The sequence below is a fragment of the Sphingobacterium sp. WOUb80 genome, from assembly GCF_050058145.1.
Classification (GTDB): Bacteria; Bacteroidota; Bacteroidia; order Sphingobacteriales; family Sphingobacteriaceae; genus Sphingobacterium.
The window spans coordinates 4,610,188-4,633,312 of the sequence record NZ_CP165617.1 but is presented as its reverse complement, the minus strand read 5'-3'; the positions used below and the strand labels follow the sequence as shown (position 1 = coordinate 4,633,312).

Sequence of the window (23,125 nt, the reverse complement as noted above, 5' to 3'; positions counted from 1 at the left end):
TAATCTGTCTACTCATATTTAATGTCTGCTTTTCCTTCTTTGCAGATCACGCCCAATGGTTTGCGATAAGGTATACAATTTATTCTGGGCGCCACCATTGGCTGGTATATTTCCATCAGCCGGTTGTTGTCATTGATCATATTTTGCAAGGTTGTTTTGTCAACGGATTTGTGATAGGGAAGGTAATTTGTCCCACATACTGTCTGCATTTCTATCATTTCCCATTCCGTAGCATCACTACATGCTTTGGGGCTAGCAAAGGCAATGATTTTACTGTATTTTTCATTGGATAGGGACTCGAGTTCCTTTTCTGTTTTGTTCTTGTAGGGGTTTTCTAAATGTGACTCCGATTTACAAACAACAAAAAGCATACAGCATGCCATGAGAGTGGTTATACCCAAAATGGAAAGATTTTTCATAATGTTCGTCTTGGTTTTATTAAAAAAACGGGTAATTCTTGGTCTTTGCTACAAAGGATTTCTATTAAGTTTTTGTTAAGGGAAACTTGATTTTGAGATCCAGTGCAGATGATTTCTGTTATTTTGTAGGTTTGAAACAACAATATGTTAGTAAAAATGTAGTTTTAAAACAACATTCATGCAGAACTGGATGTATTTGAACCCCGGACTGGTAATTTTTTAGTCGAGCAGGGCCATATCGACCTGCTTTCTTACATTGTGAGCTTGCGTTGGATAGGGTATAAAAATTATATAAAAACGGGGCTATCCAAATTTTGAATAGCCCCGTTTGAAAATTTATTACGGATGATCTCTTGATTAGAAATTACCCTTATTTACATCCCACCAAAGTCTGGTACCGCCGTTGTCAGGTCCGCCCAACAAGGAGATTGCAGATTGTACTTCAGCTGCATTTGTGTTATATTCATTTTGTGGGAACGGTAAACGACGGATTTGTATTTTCGTGTCGATTAGTCCACCACTGTTGTTGACAACAACTGGGAATAGACGTGGATATCCTGTACGGCGGAACTCACTCCAAGCCTCTTGTCCTTCTGGGAAGATTGCCAACCATTTTTGTGTGATAATGCGTTCCAATTTTTCTTCGTTGGTAGCACCGTCATTCCATTTGATGGTCAGCGCACTCGGTGAATCTGCGTTATTCTTCGCATTGAAAGGATCCTCATAAGCTGCTGCCTTACTTGTATTGTCATTTAGGTAAGTGCTTAGACCCGCTGTTACACCCCATTGCGTGAAGGAAGTCTCCACACCTTTTTCATAGAGTGATTGCGCTGTTCCGCCAGCATTGTTCCAACCTCTCAATGCTGCTTCCGCACGCAGGAAGTATACCTCAGCAGCAGTCATTAATACCGGTGCTGTTGTCGCAACGAAAGTTGGCGTTGTACCTTCGGTATTCAAAGCCGATAGTTTTTGGTATTTATCCTTTTCGATACCCTCTGCACCTGTACGAATTCCGATGTATTTACCGGCGAAAGCTGTTGTGGTAGCATCTTTAATGACGGGAGCCATGTATTTAGAGATACGAGGGTCGTTTAATCCCACCATGTAGGACGACAGCGTGGCATTGATACGTGTATCAGCCCAGTTTTTGGAAATAAACCAAAGCGGATTGCTATAGGTTCCATCTGCCGGGATAGTGATCTTGAAGTTTTCGCTGTTGCTTTCCAATACGCCGCCATTTGCTGGATCCAATGCTTTTTCAGCTTGCGTTTTCGCTAATGCTGCATCGATTTTAACCAAACGCATCGCTAAACGAAGGCGCAATGAATTGGCAATTTTCAACCAATTTTTAAATCTGACCTGATTATCTGTATTCGGAAATACAAGATCGATCTGGTCTATTTTAGCAGCCATTGGGCTATCCGCTTTGTATGATTTTAATGCTGTTACAGCCTCATCGAGCTCTTTGAAGAAAGCAGCATATACATCGGATTGTTTGTCGTATGGAACGGTATTGGAGGTGCCTACTTTACTATATGGGATAGGACCATAAATGTCCGTAACACGGCTGGCCGCTTCTACTTTGATCACTAATGCGGAGCCCCATAGTGCTGGATATGTTTCTGCAAGTCCATTGCTTTTTAGCTTTTCAATAGATTTGATGACATTCAGATAGAGTACTTTAAATGGTTCTCCATTCCAGCCGTTCACCATGGCATAATTCAGGTTGTTCTGTCCACTATTAAAAGGCGTAGGAGACATGAAGAAACCTGAAAATACATCCGCGTTCAGATTCTGTTGTACTTGATAAGAGTTGGGGTCGCCTGCGCCTGAGAAATTGTAAATAGACATCTGTGCATTTCGCAAGAAAATGACAAGATCTTGGCCATCACCTTTTAAATCCTCATCCGTAACGCCAATGTTATTTTTGTTATAGTCCTCAAAATTCTTGGTGCAACTACTTAAGGTGCCGCCAAGCATTAAAAAAGCGAGTGAGAACTTGGATATGTTTTTTATGTTAAATTTCATCTTTTAATCGTTTGTATTTTAAGACTATATAAAATACCCTCGCCATTTTTACCGATATATGTATTTTTTAGCGATGGATATTTCATTGTTGGCCGTTTAGAAAGTTGCATTTAGTGTAAGACCGTAGTTACGTGTTGCCGGCATCATAAAGATGTCCACACCACTTAAGGAATTACCCGTAGACATCGTTACTTCAGGATCGAAAGGAGCCTTTTTCGAAATATAGAATAGGTTTCTTCCTACGGCATTTACGCGAAGTTTTTTGAAGAAACTGTCTTTAATATTGAAGTCATAACCGAAAGTCAATTCACGCAATCTCACCACCGTTCCGTCGTAAATATATTGGCTGCTAACAGGGCCCATACCAGCCGTAGAAGTGTACCATTTTTCGGCGTCCACTGTTGTTACGGCTTTACCGCTTGGTGTAACCCCATTGATACTAACACCCCCATTGGCACGAGCATCGCCACTAGCTTTAGATACGCCATAGCCGTCAAGCAATGCTTGTGTCACGGACATCACTTGGTAGTCAAATTTACCGTCGATCAAGAAGCTTAAGTTGAAATTTTTATAATTGAAACTGTTGTTCCAGCCCATCTGCCAAATTGGGTTTGAATTCCCAAGTTTGGTGTAGGTGTTGTTCTTCTGTGGAATACCGTCCTCGGAAATAAGAATCCTTCCTTGGGCATCACGTACAAAATCTTGACCATAGATGTCTCCGAATGAACCACCAACTTGCAATTTGGATGCAAAATTATTACGTCCCTCACCTGTTAATGTAAATTCAGAAATACCGTCAGCAAGTTTTACAATTTTGTTTTTATTGTACGTAAAGTTGAGGCTGGTCGTCCATTTGAAATCGTCATTTTTGATCGCATCCAGGGATACCAATGCTTCTACCCCTTGATTTTGAATGTCTCCGGCATTAACCGCATACATGTTATTGAGGGATGCATTTCCAGCTGCAATTTTGAAAAATTGATTTGTGGTGTTTGTTTTGTAATACGTAACGTCAACATTTAAACGGTTATTCCACATGCGCCATTCAGTACCAATCTCCAAAGAAGCTGTTTTCTCTGGCTTTAATTCTTTCAAGAAGGCAATATCATTTACCGTTAGCACCGCATAAGGATCTACCCGGTTGGTAAGCAATGTGGTATAAGGCGGAAGATCATTTCCGACTTTTGCATAGGAACCACGGATTTTGGCCATATTCACAAATTCGGGAAGATTAAGTTTGTCGTTCAATACAACACCTAAACCAACCGATGGATAAGCGTATGGGTTTTGCGGTGTATAGGCCAATGTGCTCGACCAATCCCAACGTGAAGTCAAATCCAAATAAATCCAGTTGTCGTAGGCTAAGTTAGCCGATGCAAATACCGATTGTAATTGTCTTCGGTTTGCAGACAGTGTCGAAGTGACCGGAGTAGTCGTATTTTGGATAAAGAACTGATTGGGAACTTTCAAACCATCTTTACCGGTGTTGAAGTCTGTACCTTCTGTTTTCCAGTCGGTGATACTTGTACCAACCAATCCTGTGATTTGTAATTTATCGCCAATATTAAAGTTCATGTTGGCGGTTAAATCACCATATTGTTGGGTGATCGTGGTATTTGTATAGCTATAAGCCCCATTTTCACGCGCTAAAATGTGTTGTGTGCCGGCATAAGCTTTCCGGTCCCATACTTCGCTGGTACGGTCTACACTACCACGGGCCTGTACGCTGATCCAAGGTGCAATTTTGTATTTTGCGCTACCATTCAAGAGTAAACGATTACGTGTTGAACGCGTTGAATTACGGTTCATGATCCACCATGGATTTTGTTGGGTAGTCTCGTCGTCCGAAAGAGTAAACCAGTTTTGATCATAAAGATTACGGCCTGTGTTGAAGGTTTCGAAATTTTTATAATCCGCAATATTTAAGCTTCGAGGTAATAGGTAGGTTCCAACCAATGGATTGTAATAAAAGCCTGAAGTAGGCGCATTATCCAATTTTTGGGTAATGTAATTGGCACTACCTTCAACGGTTAACTTATTATCAAAAAATGATGCACTCTCCTTAAGGTTGAAATTGTGACGCATCAGGTCATTTTCTGGAAGAATACCTTTAGCTAGAGTATTAGCATAGGAGAAGTACGTTTGATTTTTTTCGTTACCTCCGGATAATGTCAATGAATTGGTGAAGTTGCTACCTGTGCGGAAAAATTCACCTACATTGTCATAATTTGCGCCATTGGTTTTGTCGCCCCAGCTAAATACACTGGTGTTACTGTTTTTACCACCCGAACCTTGGCCATATTGGTTTTGGAATTTAGGTGTCGATACGGCTTGTTCGATCTGTGCACTTGATGAGAAATTGATCGTTGTGCGGCCTTGTTTGCCTGATTTTGTTGTGACCAAGATAACGCCGTTGGCAGCTTGGCTACCATATAATGCCGCTGCAGACGCACCTTTCAATACAGAGATGTTTTCGATATCTTCTGGATTGATCAATGAAATAGGGTCGCCACCGTCACGCTGTCCACCGAAGACGTTGTCTGGCTGGCTAGCTAATGTCTGGTTGTTGATTGGAACCCCATCAACAACGTAAAGTACCTGGTTGTTTCCGGAAGCCGACTTGTTACCACGCAAAATAACTTTTGCTGAACCACCCGGTCCAGAAGAGCTGGAAGCAATGTTAACACCCGCGACTTTACCATTTAAATTATTGGCCAAGTTGGTGCTTTTAACTTTATTTAATTCGTCACCACTCACCTGTTGTGTGGAGTATGTTAAAGATTTCTGTGCACGGCTAATCCCCAAAGCAGTAACAACCACACTTTCAAGTTGCTGTGTCTGTTCATCGAGACTTACTGTTACTGTCGTTTCTCCAGGTCCTAATGTGACTGTTTTATTTTCATAACCGACAGTACTGATATTCAATATGCGGTTTTTGTCGTCGACATTGATCTGGAATGCACCTTTCACATCCGTAGAACTTGCGTTGGAAGTACCCAATACTTTGATTGTGGCACCTGGAATAGGAGCTTTGGTTTTAGCGTCTACAACCGTTCCCTTTATCTGGTTGGTTTGCGCGTGCAATAAAGATGCTGAAAAAAGCATTGTTGGAACAATACCTAACACCCTTAATGTAGAGTATAATTTGTTATTCATATAGTATATGTGTTATATTCAGTTTTTTATATACATATTTTCATAACGGTGAAATTTCTAATGAAATGGGCTAATTCCATTTAGCATTTTGGTTAGAAGATGGGATATTGAATAATCGGGGGGCAAAATAAATGATTATCTGTAATAGTTTGTGCTACTCAATACCTAATTTATAGGAAGAAAAAGCGGTGTGATTTCCCTTAATAAAAGTCTAATTTACTATAGTTGAGCAAAAATCAAAAATTTTATGAAACAGAAATGATACATATAATGTATTTTTTGTTATTAAGTTGTTGATAATTAATTAATTGTGTGTTTTGTCATTTTTTTTGCATCGAGATTATGCTGTTGTCTTTCATCATCAGAAAGATGTAATCTGTGTAATTTCAGACAATGTACTTGATTTAAGAGCTATCTGAAAATAACGGATGATCTATTGTTTTGCATGCGTCTTCGATGTGGACAAAGCCGCTTTGATGTTTTTTAAATTAAAAATGACAATTGCAACAAATATGATTCCATAAGCGGCATACTTGACTGGCGAAACAGGCTCTCGAAAATAAGTTGCTGCCAAAGTAAATGCAATCAATGGATTAACGTAAAGCAGAACACCGGTCGTTGTCGATGAAATGCCAATGAGTGCATACATGCTCAAGAAAAGGGGGATGATCGTAAATAGAGACGCGATAAGAAATATGGTGCCCCAAAATATGGGTTCTGCAGGAATTGTATGATGATTGTAGATCAGTTTGGGGATCACAAACAATGCACATATACTGAGTTGGATCACCAGTTGATTAAGTTTGTCAAAACCTGTAGAAACTCGTTGCACGATCAGATAAAAAGCGTAACAGGTGGCAATAGTAATAGCCCAGAGGACATCATGTAGTGAGCCATTTGCAAGTAGGCAAACGCTGCCAAAAGCAATAAAAAGCGCTATTTTCTGCCAAAGGGCCAATTTCTCCCTGAGTATAAGGTAGGCTCCAGCTGCAGTTATCAGGGGACAGGTCAGGTAGGCCAATGCCGCAGACTGAATGCTGATGTGGTTGACAGCGTAGATATAAGTAAACCAGTTTCCAAAGATGAACGCTGACGCGAGTAGGGTAAAGCAGGTCTGGCGGAGCTTGTCTGTCCGTGGTAGAAGTTGGAACTTACGAATATCTGCAGCCATGGTTTTTCTGCGGAAAAGCAAAATATATATCCAGAGGACCAGGAGTGCCGTTATTATTCTAAAATACAGAATATCTTCCGCCGGATAGCCGCGTATCCAGCGTACAGGGATAGACATAAATCCCCAGATAAAAGGCGCCAAAAAAGCCGCGAAAAGATATTTTCCGCGGCTTGTTGTTTCGTTGCTGTTTTCCACGGATTAATCTTTCCAGGCAATGACTGAAATTTCGACATTGACGTTCTTGGGAAGAGTTTTGACCGCAACACACTCGCGTGCAGGCTGCGCTTCTTTAAAATATTCCGCATATACTTCATTGACTAATGCAAAATTGCCCATATCACTTAAGAAAATTGAAGCTTTGACAACATCTTCAAAAGTATATCCCGCATGTGTCAGGATGGCTTCAACATTTTTCAGTACCTGGTGCGCTTCGTCTTTCACGCCCGATGAAATTAACTCCATTGTTTCGGGAATCAATGGAATTTGTCCAGAGACATATAATGTATTACCGGCTTTGATAGCCTGATTATAGGGGCCAATTGCAGCAGGAGCTTTGTCGGTATTTAAAATTTCTTTTTTTGACATGGATAACAGTGTTTAGGATGTAAAAAATATTTTGTAGATCAGGCCCAATAAAAAGACAATAATGGCCGTTGCATTAATAATATGCATCGCTTTTATGCTGCCATTTGAGGGGCGATCGGCGTTACGCTTTCTAAAAAAGTACATGGAACTAAGTTACAACAGTAAATTAGAAAGTGAAAATGAAAAGATCAAAAACTTTGAAGGAACTCTCGGTATACGATAAAACAAAATCTTGTACAAGTGGACGGATTTTTTTGAATTTTGGTAACTTGGTAAACGAAAAAAAATTATATGAATAAGATAGCATTAATTGGAGGCAGAATATACACTGGTGAGTCGATTTTGGAACAAAAAGCATTGCTGATCAGCGAAGGTAAAATTGTAGCGATTGTCAGTGATCATGAGGTGCCTGCAGATTATACCAGTTATCCAGTTAACGGGTCTAATGTTTGTGCTGGGCTGATTGACCTTCAATTGTACGGTGACGGATCGGACTTGTATTCCGCTGAGCGTAGTATAGCCTCTTTGGAACGGATCGCCGAGGGTTTGGTCGGTAAAGGTACAACTTCTTTTATGATGACCTTGGCGACAAATACGATCCCCGTATTTAAGGATGCCATTCGGGTGGCAGAAGGCTTCCGGCACGATGCATTTTTAGGATTGCATTTGGAAGGTCCTTTCTTGAATCCTAAAAAACGGGGTGCTCATCCTGCGGAATTAATTATCGAGCCTACTAAGGAAAAGATTGACGATCTTTTGGTGGGAAATCAGGTTGTCAAGATGATGACTATAGCACCGGAGTGTATTGCAGACGATGTGTTACAGCACTTACAGGGCTATAATTTGTTGCTCAGTGCAGGACATAGTGATGCGACCTTCGAAGAAGGAACCCATGGTTATGATCTTGGGATTCCAACAAGTACCCACCTGTTTAATGCAATGTCGCCTTTACATCATCGTGAAGTCGGGTTGGTCGGCGCAATTTTTAATCATCCGACAGCGCAAGCAAGTATTATTGTCGATGGGCATCATGTAAGTTTTGAAGCAGTGAAAATTGCAAAACGTCAGATGGGAGCCCGCCTGTTTATGATTACCGATGCTGTAGCCGCGTGCGATAAAGATATTTATCAGCATGTATTGAACGATGGATATTATGCTTTGCCGGACGGCACCATTTCAGGAGCCGCAATCTCCTTGCTTGAGGGGGTAAAAAATGCTGTGCAAAAGGTTGGCATACCACTCGATGAAGCGATCCGAATGGCTACGCTGTATCCCGCAAGTCTTTTAAATAGAGCGGATATCGGAAACCTTAATAACGGAAGCATGGCGAATGTCATAGTCTTTAACGGCGACTTTAAGTTGGAGCAGGTGATCTTCAAGGGTGAGTTAAAGCGCTAATCCATTTCGGGAAGATTGACCGACTGGTCGGGATTGACTAATATTATACGTATCTTCGTTAGTTATTTTGAAAAAACACTATTCTATAGATTGATGAAACGTTCCCTACTATTTTTAGCGACAGCATTTTTTGTTTTATCTTCTTGTTCATCCAAGAAAAATAAAAAACAAGAGCCTGTCAATACCACAACTACTAATGTCGAAATTGTAAAAAAAGATCCGCCGACGGTACCAAAGCGCGAGCGGGTGAAAAACACAATTGAGACAAAAGAACAACCAGTTGCAGAAAAAAAGAAGGAAATTGTTGTAGACTTACCCAAGTTACCACGTGAATTTCGCGCAGCTTGGGTGGCGTCTGTTGCAAATATCAATTGGCCCAGCAAGAACAATCTGAGTACAGCTGAACAACAACAGGAAGCGATCGGTATTTTGGATTTTTTGAAAAACAATAATTTCAATGCCGTTATTTTTCAAGTGCGTCCATCGGCGGATGCATTTTATAAAAGTGATCTTGAACCTTGGTCTTACTTTTTGACCGGTACAGAGGGACAAGCACCTTCTCCTTATTACGATCCACTCGATTTCTGGGTGGAACAAGCGCATAAAAGAGGAATCGAGCTGCATGTTTGGTTGAATCCTTATCGTGCCCATCATACCGCTGGCGGTGCTGTTACTTCAGCTTCTATGGCGCGCAAAATGCCCGAATCGGTTGTCAAATTGAAACAGGGCTATTATTGGTTTGATCCATCCAAAAAATCGACACAGGATCACGCAGCACGCGTGGTTATGGATATTGTTAAACGTTACGATATCGATGGTGTGCATTTTGACGATTATTTCTATCCTTACGCGGAATATAATGGTGGCCAGGATTTCCCAGACTCGGATAGTTATAATGAATACAAACGTAATGGAGGGGATCTATCGCGCGGTGACTTCCGTAGAAATAGTGTCAATACCTTTATCGAACGTATTTATAAGGATATTAAGAAAGAGAAGAATTTTGTGAAATTCGGTATCAGTCCATTTGGCATCTGGAAACCAGGCTACCCGTCGGGTATCCAAGGTTCCAGCCAGTATGATATGCTTTATGCAGATGCTAAATTATGGTTGAACAAAGGCTGGATAGACTATTTTGCTCCGCAGCTATATTGGCCTATACAGCCAGCCAAACAGAGTTATACGGCTTTGTTGAAATGGTGGGAAAGTGAAAACACACTGGGACGTCACCTTTGGCCAGGTATCAATACGGTGGGCAGACGTGGTCCGGAATATGTTCAGGAAATTGTCAATCAGGTTGAGGCAGCACGTACACTATTGCCAGATAATCGGGAAGGTGTAATCCATTGGAGTCTGGCGGGGTTGACCAAAAACCCAGCCATGACACAAGCTTTGGTGAATGGACCTTATCAGGTGAAGGCATTGGTGCCTACTAGCCCTTGGTTGAATGCTAATCCTTTATTGAAGCCGACTTTGCTGGTAACTCCACAAGGCGGTAACGTCTTTTTGAAATGGCAGCACCAGCAAATTGATCAGGTTTCAAAATGGGTACTATATCTCAACTACGGTGGGGTATGGCAATATGAGATTCTGGATCCGGAGGTTACAAGTAAGGACATTCCAACGACATTGAACAACAAGAAACTGCAGTATGTTGCGGTAAAAGCTGTTGACCGCTTGAGCAACGAAGGGCCTTATGTCGCTGAGAAGATAAAATAACGAGCTGTTGTATCATCAACAGTTAGAAGAGGGATATCTGAATTTTAGATATCCCTTTTTTGTTTTGAATTGTAATCTATCCAAGGTAAATTTATAGGTATGGAAGAAATCTATAAAACGGTAAGCGACTCTGTGATTCGGATGTCACAGCTGATGTTGCCCTCGAATGCTAATTTTGGCGGTAAGATACACGGCGGTTATATTTTATCATTGATGGATCAGATCGCATTTGCTGTGGCGTCCAAATTTTCTGCACATTATTGTGTAACGGCCTCCGTTGGCAAAGTTGATTTTTTGAAGCCTATTGAGGTGGGGGAATTGGTGACATTGATCGCTTCTGTGAATTATGTAGGTAACTCTTCTATGGAAGTCGGTATTCGGGTCGAAGCCATGAATATTCAGACGGGTGAAACCAAGCATTGTAATTCCTCTTATTTTACGATGGTGGCAAAAGATGAAACAGGCAAGCCTGCCCGGGTGCCAAGGTTAATATTGGAGACCGAAAAAGATGTATTTCGTTTCTACCGTTGTGTGGTGAAGATGGAGGTCGACAAAGAAAGAGATCGTGCTATCCACGATCTGGAAACGGACTCTGCCGAGCAGCAAGCTTATATCACAGCGCATTTTGATGTGAGGATCAGTCTGAGCTCTTAAGTCTTCATCCCTTTCTTACCATTCAAATGTCCCTAGATATTTACTGTCTGTGCATTCATCGCTTCCGTCTGTTTTGTAGAAAAAGACATAGACATGATAGTTGCCGACAGTTTGCTGTAGGGCTAGGTTGGCTGTCTGTGTTTTATGCGTCAGGGGATTCATGCTTTCATTTGTGAATGCGCACTCATCGGGATTGTATAGCAGCAAACGGCAATTACTTGAGCTAATGTCGTATTGCGATGCAGTATTTGCATCATATTCCCAGGTGAGTGTAAATGTTTTTGTCTCTTTATCTACCTGAAAGGTATGGGTGGAAATGGGATTGGGGATCCCTTTACTCACGCGAAAGTTTTCATAATTGATGGCATAGCCAGTTTCGGTTTTTTCTGTCGCATGATTGAGATTATAAGACATGGCGTTACTATAGGCCTTTTTATCGGAGTTATAATTTTTAAATCCGATCCTTAATAAGCCTAGCATTGGAGAGATGAATTTCTGGATAAGGGAAAAACGCGACCTTGATTGAATTTGATCTGCAGAAGGTTTTTTTTGGGTTTTCTTTGGTAGACTCCTTGCGTAGGTTGTATTTCCATTGGTAACAAACACTACTGATCCTGCTTTGCCCGAAAGCGTGCCATTGGCACCGTTTTTAATGACTGCCATAATATTAAGTTAATTGCTATTGATTTTTCTTTAAGTTACAAAATAAATAGATATCGGTCAAAATTAAGTTCGGCCTTTTCTCGGAATTATAACGAAGCTTAAACGGAATTTAGTCGGACTTTATTCGCTTGCAACCGAAGAAGCACCGAAGGAGTACCGAACAAGTACCGAAGAAGCACCGAACGAGCACCGAAGAAACGCACAAGATGATCTCTATTAATTAACATAAAATGACGATAGATAAGCGGCATTTTCTTGCATAAAAGCGATGTTATTTGTTGGATGATGCGTGATATTGGTGGTTTTATTGCAATAGTGTTTTGTTTTTTAGCTGTAATGTAGGGTAATTAGGGTGCTAAATGCTTTTATATGGTGTTTTTGCTTTGATTTTGCTGTGATGTGCGTTTTTGTCACTATTTTTATTGGGTTTGATGGGTTTTTTGCTGTCATATTATGCGTTAATGTGTTTCTTGTTATTTCTTTTTCAAATAATTGCGCATAAGCTTGCAAAAACAGGAAGCTTTTCATAGTATTGTGTAGTAATTGATATAAACCTAGGGTTGGAACCGCCCGTTATGGAAAATTATTAACAACTAACTAAAAACCATGAATAAAAAATTTCTCTTATTCTGTTCAGGGGTGATGCTGTCAACCAGTTTATGGGCACAGACCAAAACTGTAACGGGTAAAGTGACGAATGCCTCTGATGGTGGTACTATGCCTAATGTAACCGTGAGCATCAAAGGTAAATCTGTCAGCACCCAGACCAAACCGGACGGAAGTTTCACAATCAATGCGGAGCCAGGCGACATTTTGATTTTTAGAGCCGTGGGTTCTCAAGAAAGACAGCAATTAGTTGGTGCCAATGCAACGATCAACGTTGCGCTTTCAGGAAGTGAGGAGGCGCTTGACGAGGTTGTTGTGACGGCAATGGGAATTAAGAAGGAGAAGAGAGCGCTCGGTTATGCCGTTCAGGATATTAAATCGGATGAGTTGATGAAAAATAAAACCGCGAATGTCATTAATTCTTTGTCCGGGAAAATTGCGGGAGTTAATGTAACCCAATCATCTGGTTCGGCAGGTGCCGGCGCACAGATTATTCTGCGGGGAGGTACGTCGTTGGAACGTGACAATCAGCCCTTGTTTGTGGTGGACGGTGTAATTTACGATAACTCCACTATTATCGGTGGAAATAGTGCTTTTGATGGGGCTACGGCGACATCTTCGTCCAATAGTAACCGCGTAATGGATATTAACCCCGAAGACATTGATAATGTGTCGGTATTAAAAGGTCCGGCGGCTGCTGCCTTATATGGATCAAGAGCTGCTGCAGGGGCTATTGTGATTACAACAAAAAAAGGAAAGGAGGGCCGTACTGAAATTGGTTTTTCAAGTCGTTTCTCAGATAATTGGGCGAATAGGCTTCCTGAACAACAGGGCAAATACAAACGAGGGTATTATAATGATGCTGGGGTATTAGATACTTATACCACGCAATCCTGGGGTGAACAGTTCGGGTCTAATGATGTTGTATATAATAATGTAAAGGATTTTTTTCAGCATTCAACGATAGTTGACAATACGGTAAACCTTTCGGGAGGAAATAAAAATGGATCTTTTTACCTCTCGGGATCTCGTTTTGATCAAAAGGGAATCGTTCCATCCACGAAGTTTAACAAGACGACTTTTCGTTTTAATGGTGATCAAAAATTCGGCAAATTGACCGTTGGTGCGAATGTAGCCTATTCGCTTGCTAATACTGATAAAACATTGACATCCGCGGGTTTATGGGGCTCTGGAGGGGCTGGTGCTATGGAATCGTTATATGGTTGGTCCCGGAGTGATGATATGAAAAAGTATCTCAACGATGATGGAACGAAATATCGGATGTTTGAAGGTAGACAAGAATTGATAGATGATGTTGAAAATCCGTATTGGACAATTAACCGCAATAAATTAGGCGATAATACAGAACGAATCACAGGTAATATTAATGCTAATTTGCCAATTTTTGATTGGTGGAGCCTTTCTTACCGTGTAGGTATGGATAGTTATCTGACAAAAAATTCAACTAGGATAGCGAGAGAGGGGGCGATCAAGAAAATTTGGCAGGATGGTATGCTCTCGGAAAGTGATCTGAAATTCAATTATTGGTCATCTAATCTGATGTCCAATTTCAATAAGAAAGTCGGTGATTTTGATCTAGGGGCTTTAGTCGGATTTTTCTCAGAACAGACCAAAACAACCAATAACAGGCGTATCGGATATGGTTTTGCAGTAGAGGATTTTTATAGCTTTGAAAATACGGATGATGCACATAAGCAATTTACGGTGACGCATGCGAACAGACGTTTGTATGGTGTTTATGGCGAGTTGAGGGCATCGTATAAAAATATCTTGTTTTTGAATGCAACGGGGCGGAATGACTGGACTTCAACATTGCCCGTCGCCAACAGATCCTATTTTTATCCATCGGTGGGTGGTAGCTTTGTCTTTAGTGAACTCTTGAAAGATAGCCGGCCTGATTGGTTGGATTTCGGAAAGTTAAGAGCGTCTTGGGCTCGTGTAGGTAAAGACGCGCTACCTTATGTAACCAATACTTACCTCTGGAAGCCGGTAGAATACCTGGGTGGAATAGTCGGTTCTGGAAATAATTGGCAAAAGGGAAATCCGATTCTGAAACCTGAAACGACGAGTTCTTTTGAGGTCGGTGCAGAGTTACGCTTCTTCAAAGGCCGATTGGGCGTTGATTATGCCTATTATACCAATAATTCCTATAATCAGATCCTTTCCCCTCGTATGGCGCAGTCAACTGGATACATCTTCGTTTCTGTGAACGCGGGTGATATCTATAATAAGGGGATGGAACTGTCCTTGACAGGAAAACCAATTGTAAAGAAAGATTTTGTTTGGGAGTCGACTTTAAATCTGTCCAAGAATAGAGGTACAGTAGATAACCTGATTGCTGGAGTAGATATTCTTTATGTAACAGACGTTCAGGTCGGAAATGCGAAAGCAGCTTCTTTTAATGGCGGTAATTTTATGGCGATTTCTGGGTCAAAATGGTCACGAACAGCAGATGGAAAATTGATCCTGGACGCAAAGACAGGTATGCCTACGAGTGATAATCAAGTTACTTATGATATTGGTAATCGTGAACCTAAGTTATTAGGCGGTTTCAATAATAGTTTGACTTATAAAAACTTTAATCTTTCCTTCTTATTTGATTTCCGTATCGGTGGTGATATCTATAACGGTACAGAATATGCGATGACCCTTGCGGGCTTGAGTAAGCGGACCGAAGATCGGGATAAATTGATGATTGAGGGGGTTGTTCTTAAGGATGGGGCTACCGATGTTTATGAGGATAAGACTTTTACGTTTATCGCCGATCAGATGTATCCGTTTAACGGAAAGAGTACGAGCGGTAAAAAAATTATTCAAGATTACTGGGGGGACTATTACATGCGTGAAAGCGCCAACTTTATGACAAAAACAAACTGGTTGCGGTTGCGGAATATTTCGGTGTCTTATAATTTTTCTGATGGTGTCTTAAAGAATGCCGGAGTATCTAAGGTTGTGAAAGGGTTGACGGCGACATTGACGGGTACGAACCTTTGGTTGTTGACCAATTACAAAGGACTGGATCCTGAGGCTTCAGCGGCTGGCTCTGGGGTTGTGGGTTCGAGCTCTGTTGGTATTGATTATAATGGTGTGCCGAGTACCGCTGGTGTTATGTTTGGATTAAATTTTAGATTTTAAAGAGAGAAGTCATGAATAAATATAAAAAAATCGTTTCCATGCTACTGGTCTTGACGTTGTTTTCTTCCTGTGGCAAAAATTGGCTAGATATTAACGTAGATCCGAATACACCGTCAAATACAGTGGCTTCTGTCAAAAGTCGGTTGGCTTGGATACAGCATTATTATATGTATGCGCAGGGTACTGCCGGTACACGGGCGGGATTTGTGACCCAACAATTGACTTATTCAAGTGGTACGGCGTCCAATAGTTTGGTTGCGGGCTGGAATCCATCTTCAGGTATGTCCACGACGCCTTATCAATTCTTCTTTGTGGGGGCGGGGGCTAATTTTCAGGATATGGAAGAGAAGGCGAAGGCAGAGGAAGCGTATCACTATTTGGGGGCCTTGCGTGCAATTCGTGCCATGGGCTTTATGCTGATGACCGATTGGTATGGCGAAATGCCCTATACCGAGGCTTTAGGTAATGCAATTACGCCAAAATTTGATGATGGTAAGACGATCTTCGAAGGCTGTCTAGCGGATATCGATCAAGCAATCGCTTATTTTAAAATGACACAACCCGCTCAAGCGACTCCACTGTCAGAAGGGGATAGTTGGAATGGAGGTGATGTTAATAAATGGTTGAAGATGTGCTATGGGCTTAAGGCAAGATGGTTAAATAATCTTTCTAAGAAAACGAGCTTATATAAGCCAGATGAAATATTGGCGGCGTTAAACAATGCGGCTTTATCTGTGGGCGAAAGTACCGTGGTTGCGCATATTGATGATAAAGCTGACAATATTGGCGATATCCTCTTTGCAGACCCTGTAAAGACTTCTATTGTTTTTGATAATGCTGGTATGAACAGAAATGTATTTGTAACCCGTTGGTATGAACAACTATTGACAAACTTTGACAATAAAGGAGTGGAAGATCCTCGTGCGGATAAATTGTTACCGTGGGCTGAATTTGGGTATCCAAAAAAGTTTGTCCGGACTAAAGGTGTCGATATGCAATCCAGTATCCGAATGGACAAAGGTCCTATTATGGCATCTTATAATGAAAAGGATGTGGCCATTGAAAGTAATGGTCGAAAAGTCGCTCCACATTCGTGGTATATCAATGCTGCGGAACAAAATCGCTGGGGGGACACAACCTATGTCTCGGTAAAGAGCAGCTCTATTGGATATGACGGCGATAATTCAGATATCTTTAAATGGGGTGATGGTACAGTAGGCGCCTCAGGAACCTTTTATTCGCGTCCCGATGCTCCTACACATTTAGTCGCTTATCCGGAGATGTGTTTTATCAAAGCTGAGGTTTTATTTAACAAAGGTGACAAGGCTGGTGCTTTTAACGCCTATAAAGATGGGATTAAAGCACATATCGATTTAATGAACATTAAATTAAATTCTTACGGAAATATCAACGTGAGCAAGTCCCCTATGCAACAAACCAAAATTGATAATTTTTTAAATAATGGAATTGGTACTGCTGCAAATATTACGCTAGCTAAAATTATGGCGCAAAAATTCATCGCCCTCTCCTTTTCACAACAAAATTGGAATGATATGAGGCGGTATGATTATAGTAATTTAGTTTACCCGGGCTGGGCAGTTCCGTATGAATATACGGTAACATCACTGGCTCAGACGAAAATACCAATGGGCAAACACTTCAGAAGAGTACGTCAGGTTTCGCATGAAATCAATTACAATTCCGATAATTTAAAAGCGTCTCACCCAAATGCGTTAAATGACGATATATGGTCATTCCCGGTTTGGTGGGATATCAAAGAATAATTTAAATTTGAAAGCCGCAACTGCGGCTTTCTTTATCTAATTCGTTTTGTCATGAAATATTGTATCCATTTCTTCTTCTTTTTTATGCCGTTTGTGCTTTTTGCACAATCACCCAAGATTATTCAAAAACCCATTACCTGGGATAAAGATCGTATTCAGCTTTCGTTGGATTACCTTAAAAATAGACATGGCTTGACGCAGTCGGCTCCTGTTATTCATCCCAAAATGGTTGTTGTGCATTGGACAGCAAATAATAGCGTGAAAGCAACCTTTAATACATTCAATCCTACACGGCTTCCGGGCAGACCTGAATTGACCAAAGCCAGCGCATTGAATGTTTCTTCGCAATTTGTTATCGATCGTGACGGTACGATTTATCAGTTTTTGCCAGATTCTATTTTTGCACGGCATACCATAGGTCTCAATTATTGTGCAATAGGGATAGAAAATATAGGTAGCCGCCAACATCCATTAACGGATGCGCAATTGAAGGCAAATGAAGAACTTATTCGTTACCTTGGTAAAAAATATCCCATCGAATTTGTTTTAGGTCACCACGAGTACCAACGTTTTAAGAAAACGAGCTGGTGGAAAGAAACTGATCCCAATTATATCACAGGTAAAGATGACCCGGGGGATAAATTTATGAATGAGCTAAGAAAGCGTCTTGCTGATCTGAAACTGAATCCTCTACCTTAGTGCGCTGTTGATAGCAATCAATTTCGTCCATGCTTTCAACCGGCATGGATTGATTTTCGCTTTCGAAGGATGGCTTGTTCATGAGGAAAGATATTGGCTGCTGGTTTAATTGCTATGCAGGTTTGCCGTATTATGCTGTGTTTCTGTATAGTTTTAATTGTATCTTTTATTTTACAAACAGGTGTTTTTAATACACTTAGCTTTCTCTGTTGCCTTCTTTTTTATTTTGATTAATTAGCTTATTATTAGGTATTTGTGTTGTTTTTTGGTTTTTATATTTGGTTATGTTATGCGGATATGAGTTGTTGTTAAAAACTTTATACAGATAAATATTTGTGTTATTTTGCGTTTTTGTGAGTAATTTAATTTTAAAAACGAAAACTTCTACTTATTTTTATTCTGATTTTCAATTATTCGTGCATAAAGACGCAAATTGTACCTGATCTAATAGTCTATTTTTATGATAAAAGATGCCTTGCTAAAACTAACCTTTATTATTTCCGTTGTTGCTTTTGTTTCTTGTGGAAGTTCGTTAAAGTCTACACAGGTTAATCAGAAAAACAACAATAATACTTCTACAAATGCGGTCAATAATGTCATTGTTCCGGGAGCGGATCAATTTGCCTTATACTTGCCGCAATTGAAGGGAAAAAAAGTGGGCATCATGGGAAATCAGACTTCCATTGTTGGAGCTGATAAAAAACATCTTGTAGATGTCTTGATCGATAATAAGATTGATTTAAAGTTTGCTTTTGCGCCGGAACATGGCTTTCGTGGGAATGTTGAGCGCGGAGAGAAATTCGGTAACGATGTTGATCAAAAGACAGGTTTGCCCTTGTTTACGCTTTATGGAGGCAATAAGAAGCAGGATTCAATAGTCAGGTCAATTGATGTGATGATTTTTGATCTACAGGATGTTGGGGCGCGTTTTTACACCTATATTACTTCATTGCACCGTGTTATGGAGCTCTGTGCAAAGCATAACAAAAAGTTGATCATATTGGATCGGCCAAATCCAAATGGAGACCAGGTCGACGGTCCTGTGCGTCATGACGACAAGTTTAAATCCGATGTGTCTTGGCATAAGATCGCCATGATACATGGCTTGACAATTGGGGAGCTTGCACAGATGATCAATGGGGAACACTGGTTGGAGAATGGTCGTCAGGCTGATATACAGATTGTAAAGATCAAGAACTGGGATCATAATAAGATGTATGATCTGCCTGTGGTTCCTTCACCAAGTTTGCCTAACCATCTTTCTGTTCGTCTTTATCTTTCACTTTGTCTGTTTGAAGGAACGGATATTTCTGTAGGACGGGGGACTGATTGGCCGTTCCAAATTTTGGGGTATACAAATCCTGTTTATGGATCCTTTACGTTTACACCTGGCGAACGTCATGGTATGACTAAGCATGTGGAGGGGAAAGGAACGAAAAACTATGGCGTCGATTTGAGAGGTTTGAATGCAGATAATCAAAAGTTTACATTGAAATATTTATTGGACTTTTATCAAAAGACTCCCGATAAATCCACTTTCTTTGCTAGGCCTGAATTTTTTGATAAGCTGGCTGGAACAGATCAATTACGTAAGCAAATTCTTGCAGGAGAATCTGAAGCTCAGATCCGTACTTCCTGGGAAGCTGATTTAAAAGTATATAAGCAAATGCGTAAGAAATATCTGTTGTATACAGATTTTGAATAAATAGCAAACCAACAATATTAACATAATCATTTATTTTAAAACTTACAGTGACGCGTTAAGTTTTAATTATAAACTCTATTCCTGGATATTTTATACTGATGAAGTGGGAAATTCTCATTGAGGGATCCTATTACATGTGTTTTAATATCATTAAAAGCCGTTTTTGTTTCATTATGTTGAAACTAACGCGTCAATAGTAACCAACTAAATTAACCAAATAATGAGAAAATCATTGCTATTTTATGCAGTAGTGCTCTTCTCTTCTTCGCCTGGATTTTCCTATGGGAATTCTTTGGCGCGAAAGATAGAGGGCTCTTTGTCGGATGATAGGACGTCATCTGCTACAAAAGACATTCAACAATTAACGGTAAAAGGCTATGTGTCTGGGGTGTCGGGTGTGCTCAAGGGGGTGACGGTTACAGTAATTGGAAGTTCTGTAGCGACACAAACCGGTTCCGACGGCAGTTATTCGATTCGTGCTACGATGGGGGCTAAGTTGAGGTTTTCATCGATAGGGTATCAAAGTAAAGAAGTGATTGTTTCTTCCGGTTCTTTATCGGTCACCTTGGAGGAAGCGAGTCGTAGTATAGATGAGGTCATGGTGACGGCCGAGTTTGGTATGAAGCGTGTTGGCCGGGCTATTGGATCTTCTGTTCAGCAAATTGATGGGGCTACGATTAGTGAGTCCGGGCGTGAGAACTTTATCTCTGCGCTTGCGGGGCGTGTTCCTGGATTGAATATCACGTCAACCAGTGGAACACCCGGTGCGTCAAATACAGTTGTACTAAGGAATATCACCTCAATATCGGGCAATAACCAACCTTTGTATGTTGTGGACGGTGTTCCTATGAACAATTCAACCTATGACCCGTTGAAAATGGCCGGTGGCGGTGGGGATACCTATTCCGTGCGTAACTTGGACTTTTCTTCGAGAGGGGCAGATTTTAATCCGGAAGATGTAGAATCAATTACAGTACTAAAAGGTGCAGCAGCAGCGGCACTTTATGGGTCCGATGCGTCAAATGGGGCGATTATAATTACTACGAAAAAGGGTAAATCCGGTAGCGGAACAATAACTTATAGCAATTATTTTAAATGGGATAAAGCCTATGGGTATCCGAAAATGCAGACTAAATATGCCAACGGCAATTTCGGTACGACGAATTATTATAACACGGCACGCTGGGGCGGTCTTTATCCAGAAGGTATGACGCTTTATGATAATTTTGGGGCTGTATTGCAAACTGGCTATCAATCCAGGCATAATATTTCATTAGAGGCTGGTACGGATAAAGCAAGTATTCGTGGGGCTTTTTCGCAATTGGATCAGAAAGGTGTGATCAAGAATACCGATTATGACCGGACAAATTTGAGTATAGGCGGACGTGCAAAGGTTACGGATTATCTTAATTTTGAGGGTAATATACAATATACAAAAACGGGAAATAATAAAGCGCTACGGGGTACAGATGGTCCCCTGTATCGGGCGATGCGCTGGCCGATAGTTGATGATATGAGCGTGTATCTGGCCCCGGACGGAAGTCATATGAAGGTGCCAAGTTATTATGTGGATGAAGATCTTTTAAATCCACTCTTTGCGATCAATAAAAATAAATTTTATGATGCTTCGGATCGTTTTTTTAGCACCGTAGCATTAAACTTTACACCTATTGAGCATACTTTTTTGAGAGCGCAGCTAGGATGGGATGTAGGTATGCAAACTTTTACAACCTCGGCACATCCTTATTACGCCAATAAAAATGCTGGGGTGGGGCAATTTAATCGTGTTCAGGCTAATTTCTCAGATCCTACCGTCAATATTCTTGCTGGTTATAATAATAAATTTTTTAAAGACAAGTTTTCGTTCTCTGGACAGGTAGGGTATCATCAGCTGGAAAATGGAGTTGTGAGTACAGCTTCCAATGGGACCAAGTTTATTATACCCGACTTTCAGTCCATTAATAATACAGACCCTTTAACACAGGTGACTACACAACAAAATACCAAACGAAGAATTCAGGCAATATCTGCTCAATTTGAGTTTGGTTACAAAAATTTAGCCTTTATCACGCTTCGTGGGCGTAACGATTGGTCTTCCACATTGCCCGTAAAGAATAATAGTTATTTCTATCCCGCCATCGAGGGGTCATTTATTCTCTCTGACTTACCTTTTATGAAAGCGGTTCCGGCTATTAGTTATCTGAAATTGCGAGGTTCAATAGCGCGTGTGGGTAAAGATGCCGGACCTCTCGAGATCGATCCGCAACTCATGGCGACCGGTCTTACAGGTGGCGGATTTAAATATAATTTTACAGGGCCAAACCCTAATCTTCGTCCTGAAATGACGACTGCGCGTGAGATTGGTATGGATCTGCGCATGTTGCATGATCGGTTGAATGCAAGCTTTACCTATTTTGGGACTAAAAATGAGGATCAAATTGTCAAAGGGTTCCGTTTGAGTTATGCTACGGGCTTCGTGCTCAATACAATGAACGTCGGTTCATTTAAAACTTGGGGCTGGGAAGGATCTCTCGATGGCGATATTATCAAAAAAGCTAATGGGCTAACCTGGAATTTAGGTGTCAATGCTTCTCATGGCGGGTCTGAGGTTCTGTATTTACCTAAAAATGTGACAGAGTATTATAATGCTTATACCTGGAACTCTGGGAATATTCGTAATGGGATTATGGTTGGACAGCCCATTACGACATTGACGGGAAGGGCATATTTACGCAATGATAGGGGGGAGGTGCTGATTGACCCATCGACAGGAGCTCCATTGGTGGATGCGAATTGGTCGGTCATTGGAAATCGTGAGCCAAAAATACGTTTTGGTGTTACAACGGCGCTCTCTTATAAAAATTTCAGATTGTCAGGTCTGTTTGCGGGGCGTATAGGAGCAACTGTAGTGAATGGTACCAAGCGTGCTATGATGACAGATGGAACAAGTTGGGAATCTGTGGATCTGCGCGAAAGAGGTCCTTATATTTTCAAAGGCGTGTTGCGTGATGGAAATGAAAATACCGATAATCCGACATACAATAATATCGCATACGATTATCGGATATATGGCGCTACTACTTATGCCGGTGGTGATGAAGATTGGTTGGAGAAAAAAGTTAACTATTTGCGTCTTCAGGAGGCGCGCTTGTCGTATCGAGTGCCTAAAACGTTGTTGAGCCGGGCAAAACGGATTTCTGCTATGGATATCTATGTTGTGGGTAATGATCTGTTGACCTGGACGAATTATTCGGGTATTGATGCGGTAGGTAATACGGTATCAGCTGCAGCGGGCGGAACTGGTGGTGAGGGGTATGACATGTGGTCTATACCCAATCCGCGCGGATTTTCTGTTGGATTAAGTATCACATTCAATTAAAAA

At 41.0% G+C, this 23,125-nt stretch carries 15 protein-coding genes; 8 read left to right on the top strand and 7 right to left on the bottom strand.

The window, feature by feature from the left end:
* Positions 1-8: 8 nt before the first annotated feature.
* The 6 genes from AB1Z56_RS19205 to AB1Z56_RS19180 form a co-directional block, all read right to left on the bottom strand.
* Positions 9-419: a hypothetical protein gene (locus AB1Z56_RS19205; RefSeq protein WP_426789889.1), complete on the bottom strand. Its 411-nt coding sequence runs from the start codon at positions 417-419 to the stop codon at positions 9-11.
* 357 nt (positions 420-776) lie between these two features.
* Positions 777-2,447: a RagB/SusD family nutrient uptake outer membrane protein gene (locus tag AB1Z56_RS19200; RefSeq protein ID WP_426789888.1), complete on the bottom strand. Its 1,671-nt coding sequence runs from the start codon at positions 2,445-2,447 to the stop codon at positions 777-779.
* 96 nt (positions 2,448-2,543) lie between these two features.
* Entirely contained in the window at positions 2,544-5,603 is a 3,060-nt protein-coding gene (locus tag AB1Z56_RS19195) for a SusC/RagA family TonB-linked outer membrane protein (RefSeq protein ID WP_426789887.1), read from the bottom strand.
* 433 nt (positions 5,604-6,036) lie between these two features.
* Positions 6,037-6,969 carry an EamA family transporter gene (locus AB1Z56_RS19190; RefSeq protein ID WP_426789886.1) on the bottom strand — a complete coding sequence of 311 codons (933 nt, stop codon included), beginning with the start codon at positions 6,967-6,969 and terminating at the stop codon, positions 6,037-6,039.
* Positions 6,970-6,972: 3 nt separating this feature from the next.
* Entirely contained in the window at positions 6,973-7,359 is a 387-nt protein-coding gene (locus AB1Z56_RS19185) for a RidA family protein (protein WP_075994494.1), read from the bottom strand.
* Between the two features lie 12 nt (positions 7,360-7,371).
* On the bottom strand, positions 7,372-7,503 hold the full coding sequence (locus AB1Z56_RS19180) for a DUF6728 family protein (RefSeq protein WP_338112831.1): 132 nt from the start codon (positions 7,501-7,503) through the stop codon (positions 7,372-7,374).
* A gap of 147 nt (positions 7,504-7,650) precedes the next feature.
* On the opposite strand from AB1Z56_RS19180, the gene nagA reads away from it, so the two are divergent.
* The 3 genes from nagA (at position 7,651) to AB1Z56_RS19165 (ending at position 11,130) form a co-directional block, all read left to right on the top strand.
* On the top strand, positions 7,651-8,757 hold the full coding sequence (gene nagA, locus AB1Z56_RS19175; RefSeq protein ID WP_426789885.1) for an N-acetylglucosamine-6-phosphate deacetylase: 1,107 nt from the start codon (positions 7,651-7,653) through the stop codon (positions 8,755-8,757).
* A gap of 93 nt (positions 8,758-8,850) precedes the next feature.
* Positions 8,851-10,476, top strand: a complete 1,626-nt coding sequence (locus tag AB1Z56_RS19170; RefSeq protein ID WP_426789884.1) for a glycoside hydrolase family 10 protein — start codon at positions 8,851-8,853, stop codon at positions 10,474-10,476.
* A 99-nt stretch (positions 10,477-10,575) separates the two neighbouring features.
* Positions 10,576-11,130, top strand: coding sequence for an acyl-CoA thioesterase (locus AB1Z56_RS19165; protein ID WP_426789883.1), 555 nt, complete (start codon positions 10,576-10,578; stop codon positions 11,128-11,130).
* A 15-nt stretch (positions 11,131-11,145) separates the two neighbouring features.
* Here AB1Z56_RS19165 and AB1Z56_RS19160 read toward each other — a convergent pair whose 3' ends face one another.
* Positions 11,146-11,793 (bottom strand): DUF6266 family protein, encoded by a 648-nt coding sequence (locus AB1Z56_RS19160; protein WP_426789882.1) that lies wholly within the window; start codon positions 11,791-11,793, stop codon positions 11,146-11,148.
* Positions 11,794-12,399: 606 nt separating this feature from the next.
* Between AB1Z56_RS19160 and AB1Z56_RS19155 the strand changes: the two genes are divergently transcribed.
* The 5 genes from AB1Z56_RS19155 (at position 12,400) to AB1Z56_RS19135 (ending at position 23,122) form a co-directional block, all read left to right on the top strand.
* Entirely contained in the window at positions 12,400-15,555 is a 3,156-nt protein-coding gene (locus AB1Z56_RS19155) for a SusC/RagA family TonB-linked outer membrane protein (protein ID WP_426789881.1), read from the top strand.
* Positions 15,556-15,566: 11 nt separating this feature from the next.
* The gene (locus tag AB1Z56_RS19150) at positions 15,567-17,339 is read left to right on the top strand and encodes a SusD/RagB family nutrient-binding outer membrane lipoprotein (RefSeq protein ID WP_426789880.1); all 1,773 of its coding nucleotides are present in this window, start codon (positions 15,567-15,569) and stop codon (positions 17,337-17,339) included.
* Positions 17,340-17,390: 51 nt separating this feature from the next.
* Positions 17,391-18,038, top strand: coding sequence for an N-acetylmuramoyl-L-alanine amidase (locus tag AB1Z56_RS19145; RefSeq protein ID WP_309365516.1), 648 nt, complete (start codon positions 17,391-17,393; stop codon positions 18,036-18,038).
* A 460-nt stretch (positions 18,039-18,498) separates the two neighbouring features.
* Positions 18,499-19,743 carry an exo-beta-N-acetylmuramidase NamZ family protein gene (locus tag AB1Z56_RS19140; protein ID WP_426789879.1) on the top strand — a complete coding sequence of 415 codons (1,245 nt, stop codon included), beginning with the start codon at positions 18,499-18,501 and terminating at the stop codon, positions 19,741-19,743.
* Positions 19,744-19,963: 220 nt separating this feature from the next.
* Entirely contained in the window at positions 19,964-23,122 is a 3,159-nt protein-coding gene (locus tag AB1Z56_RS19135) for a SusC/RagA family TonB-linked outer membrane protein (RefSeq protein ID WP_426789878.1), read from the top strand.
* Positions 23,123-23,125 lie beyond the last annotated feature (3 nt).

Coding starts and splice junctions, on each gene's coding strand:
- AB1Z56_RS19205 (WP_426789889.1), bottom strand. CDS start 419: ATGAAAAATCTTTCCATTTTGGGTATAACCACTCTCATGGCATGCTGT.
- AB1Z56_RS19200 (WP_426789888.1), bottom strand. CDS start 2,447: ATGAAATTTAACATAAAAAACATATCCAAGTTCTCACTCGCTTTTTTA.
- AB1Z56_RS19195 (WP_426789887.1), bottom strand. CDS start 5,603: ATGAATAACAAATTATACTCTACATTAAGGGTGTTAGGTATTGTTCCA.
- AB1Z56_RS19185 (WP_075994494.1), bottom strand. CDS start 7,359: ATGTCAAAAAAAGAAATTTTAAATACCGACAAAGCTCCTGCTGCAATT.
- AB1Z56_RS19180 (WP_338112831.1), bottom strand. CDS start 7,503: ATGTACTTTTTTAGAAAGCGTAACGCCGATCGCCCCTCAAATGGCAGC.
- nagA (WP_426789885.1), top strand. CDS start 7,651: ATGAATAAGATAGCATTAATTGGAGGCAGAATATACACTGGTGAGTCG.
- AB1Z56_RS19170 (WP_426789884.1), top strand. CDS start 8,851: ATGAAACGTTCCCTACTATTTTTAGCGACAGCATTTTTTGTTTTATCT.
- AB1Z56_RS19165 (WP_426789883.1), top strand. CDS start 10,576: ATGGAAGAAATCTATAAAACGGTAAGCGACTCTGTGATTCGGATGTCA.
- AB1Z56_RS19160 (WP_426789882.1), bottom strand. CDS start 11,793: ATGGCAGTCATTAAAAACGGTGCCAATGGCACGCTTTCGGGCAAAGCA.
- AB1Z56_RS19155 (WP_426789881.1), top strand. CDS start 12,400: ATGAATAAAAAATTTCTCTTATTCTGTTCAGGGGTGATGCTGTCAACC.
- AB1Z56_RS19150 (WP_426789880.1), top strand. CDS start 15,567: ATGAATAAATATAAAAAAATCGTTTCCATGCTACTGGTCTTGACGTTG.
- AB1Z56_RS19145 (WP_309365516.1), top strand. CDS start 17,391: ATGAAATATTGTATCCATTTCTTCTTCTTTTTTATGCCGTTTGTGCTT.
- AB1Z56_RS19140 (WP_426789879.1), top strand. CDS start 18,499: ATGATAAAAGATGCCTTGCTAAAACTAACCTTTATTATTTCCGTTGTT.
- AB1Z56_RS19135 (WP_426789878.1), top strand. CDS start 19,964: ATGAGAAAATCATTGCTATTTTATGCAGTAGTGCTCTTCTCTTCTTCG.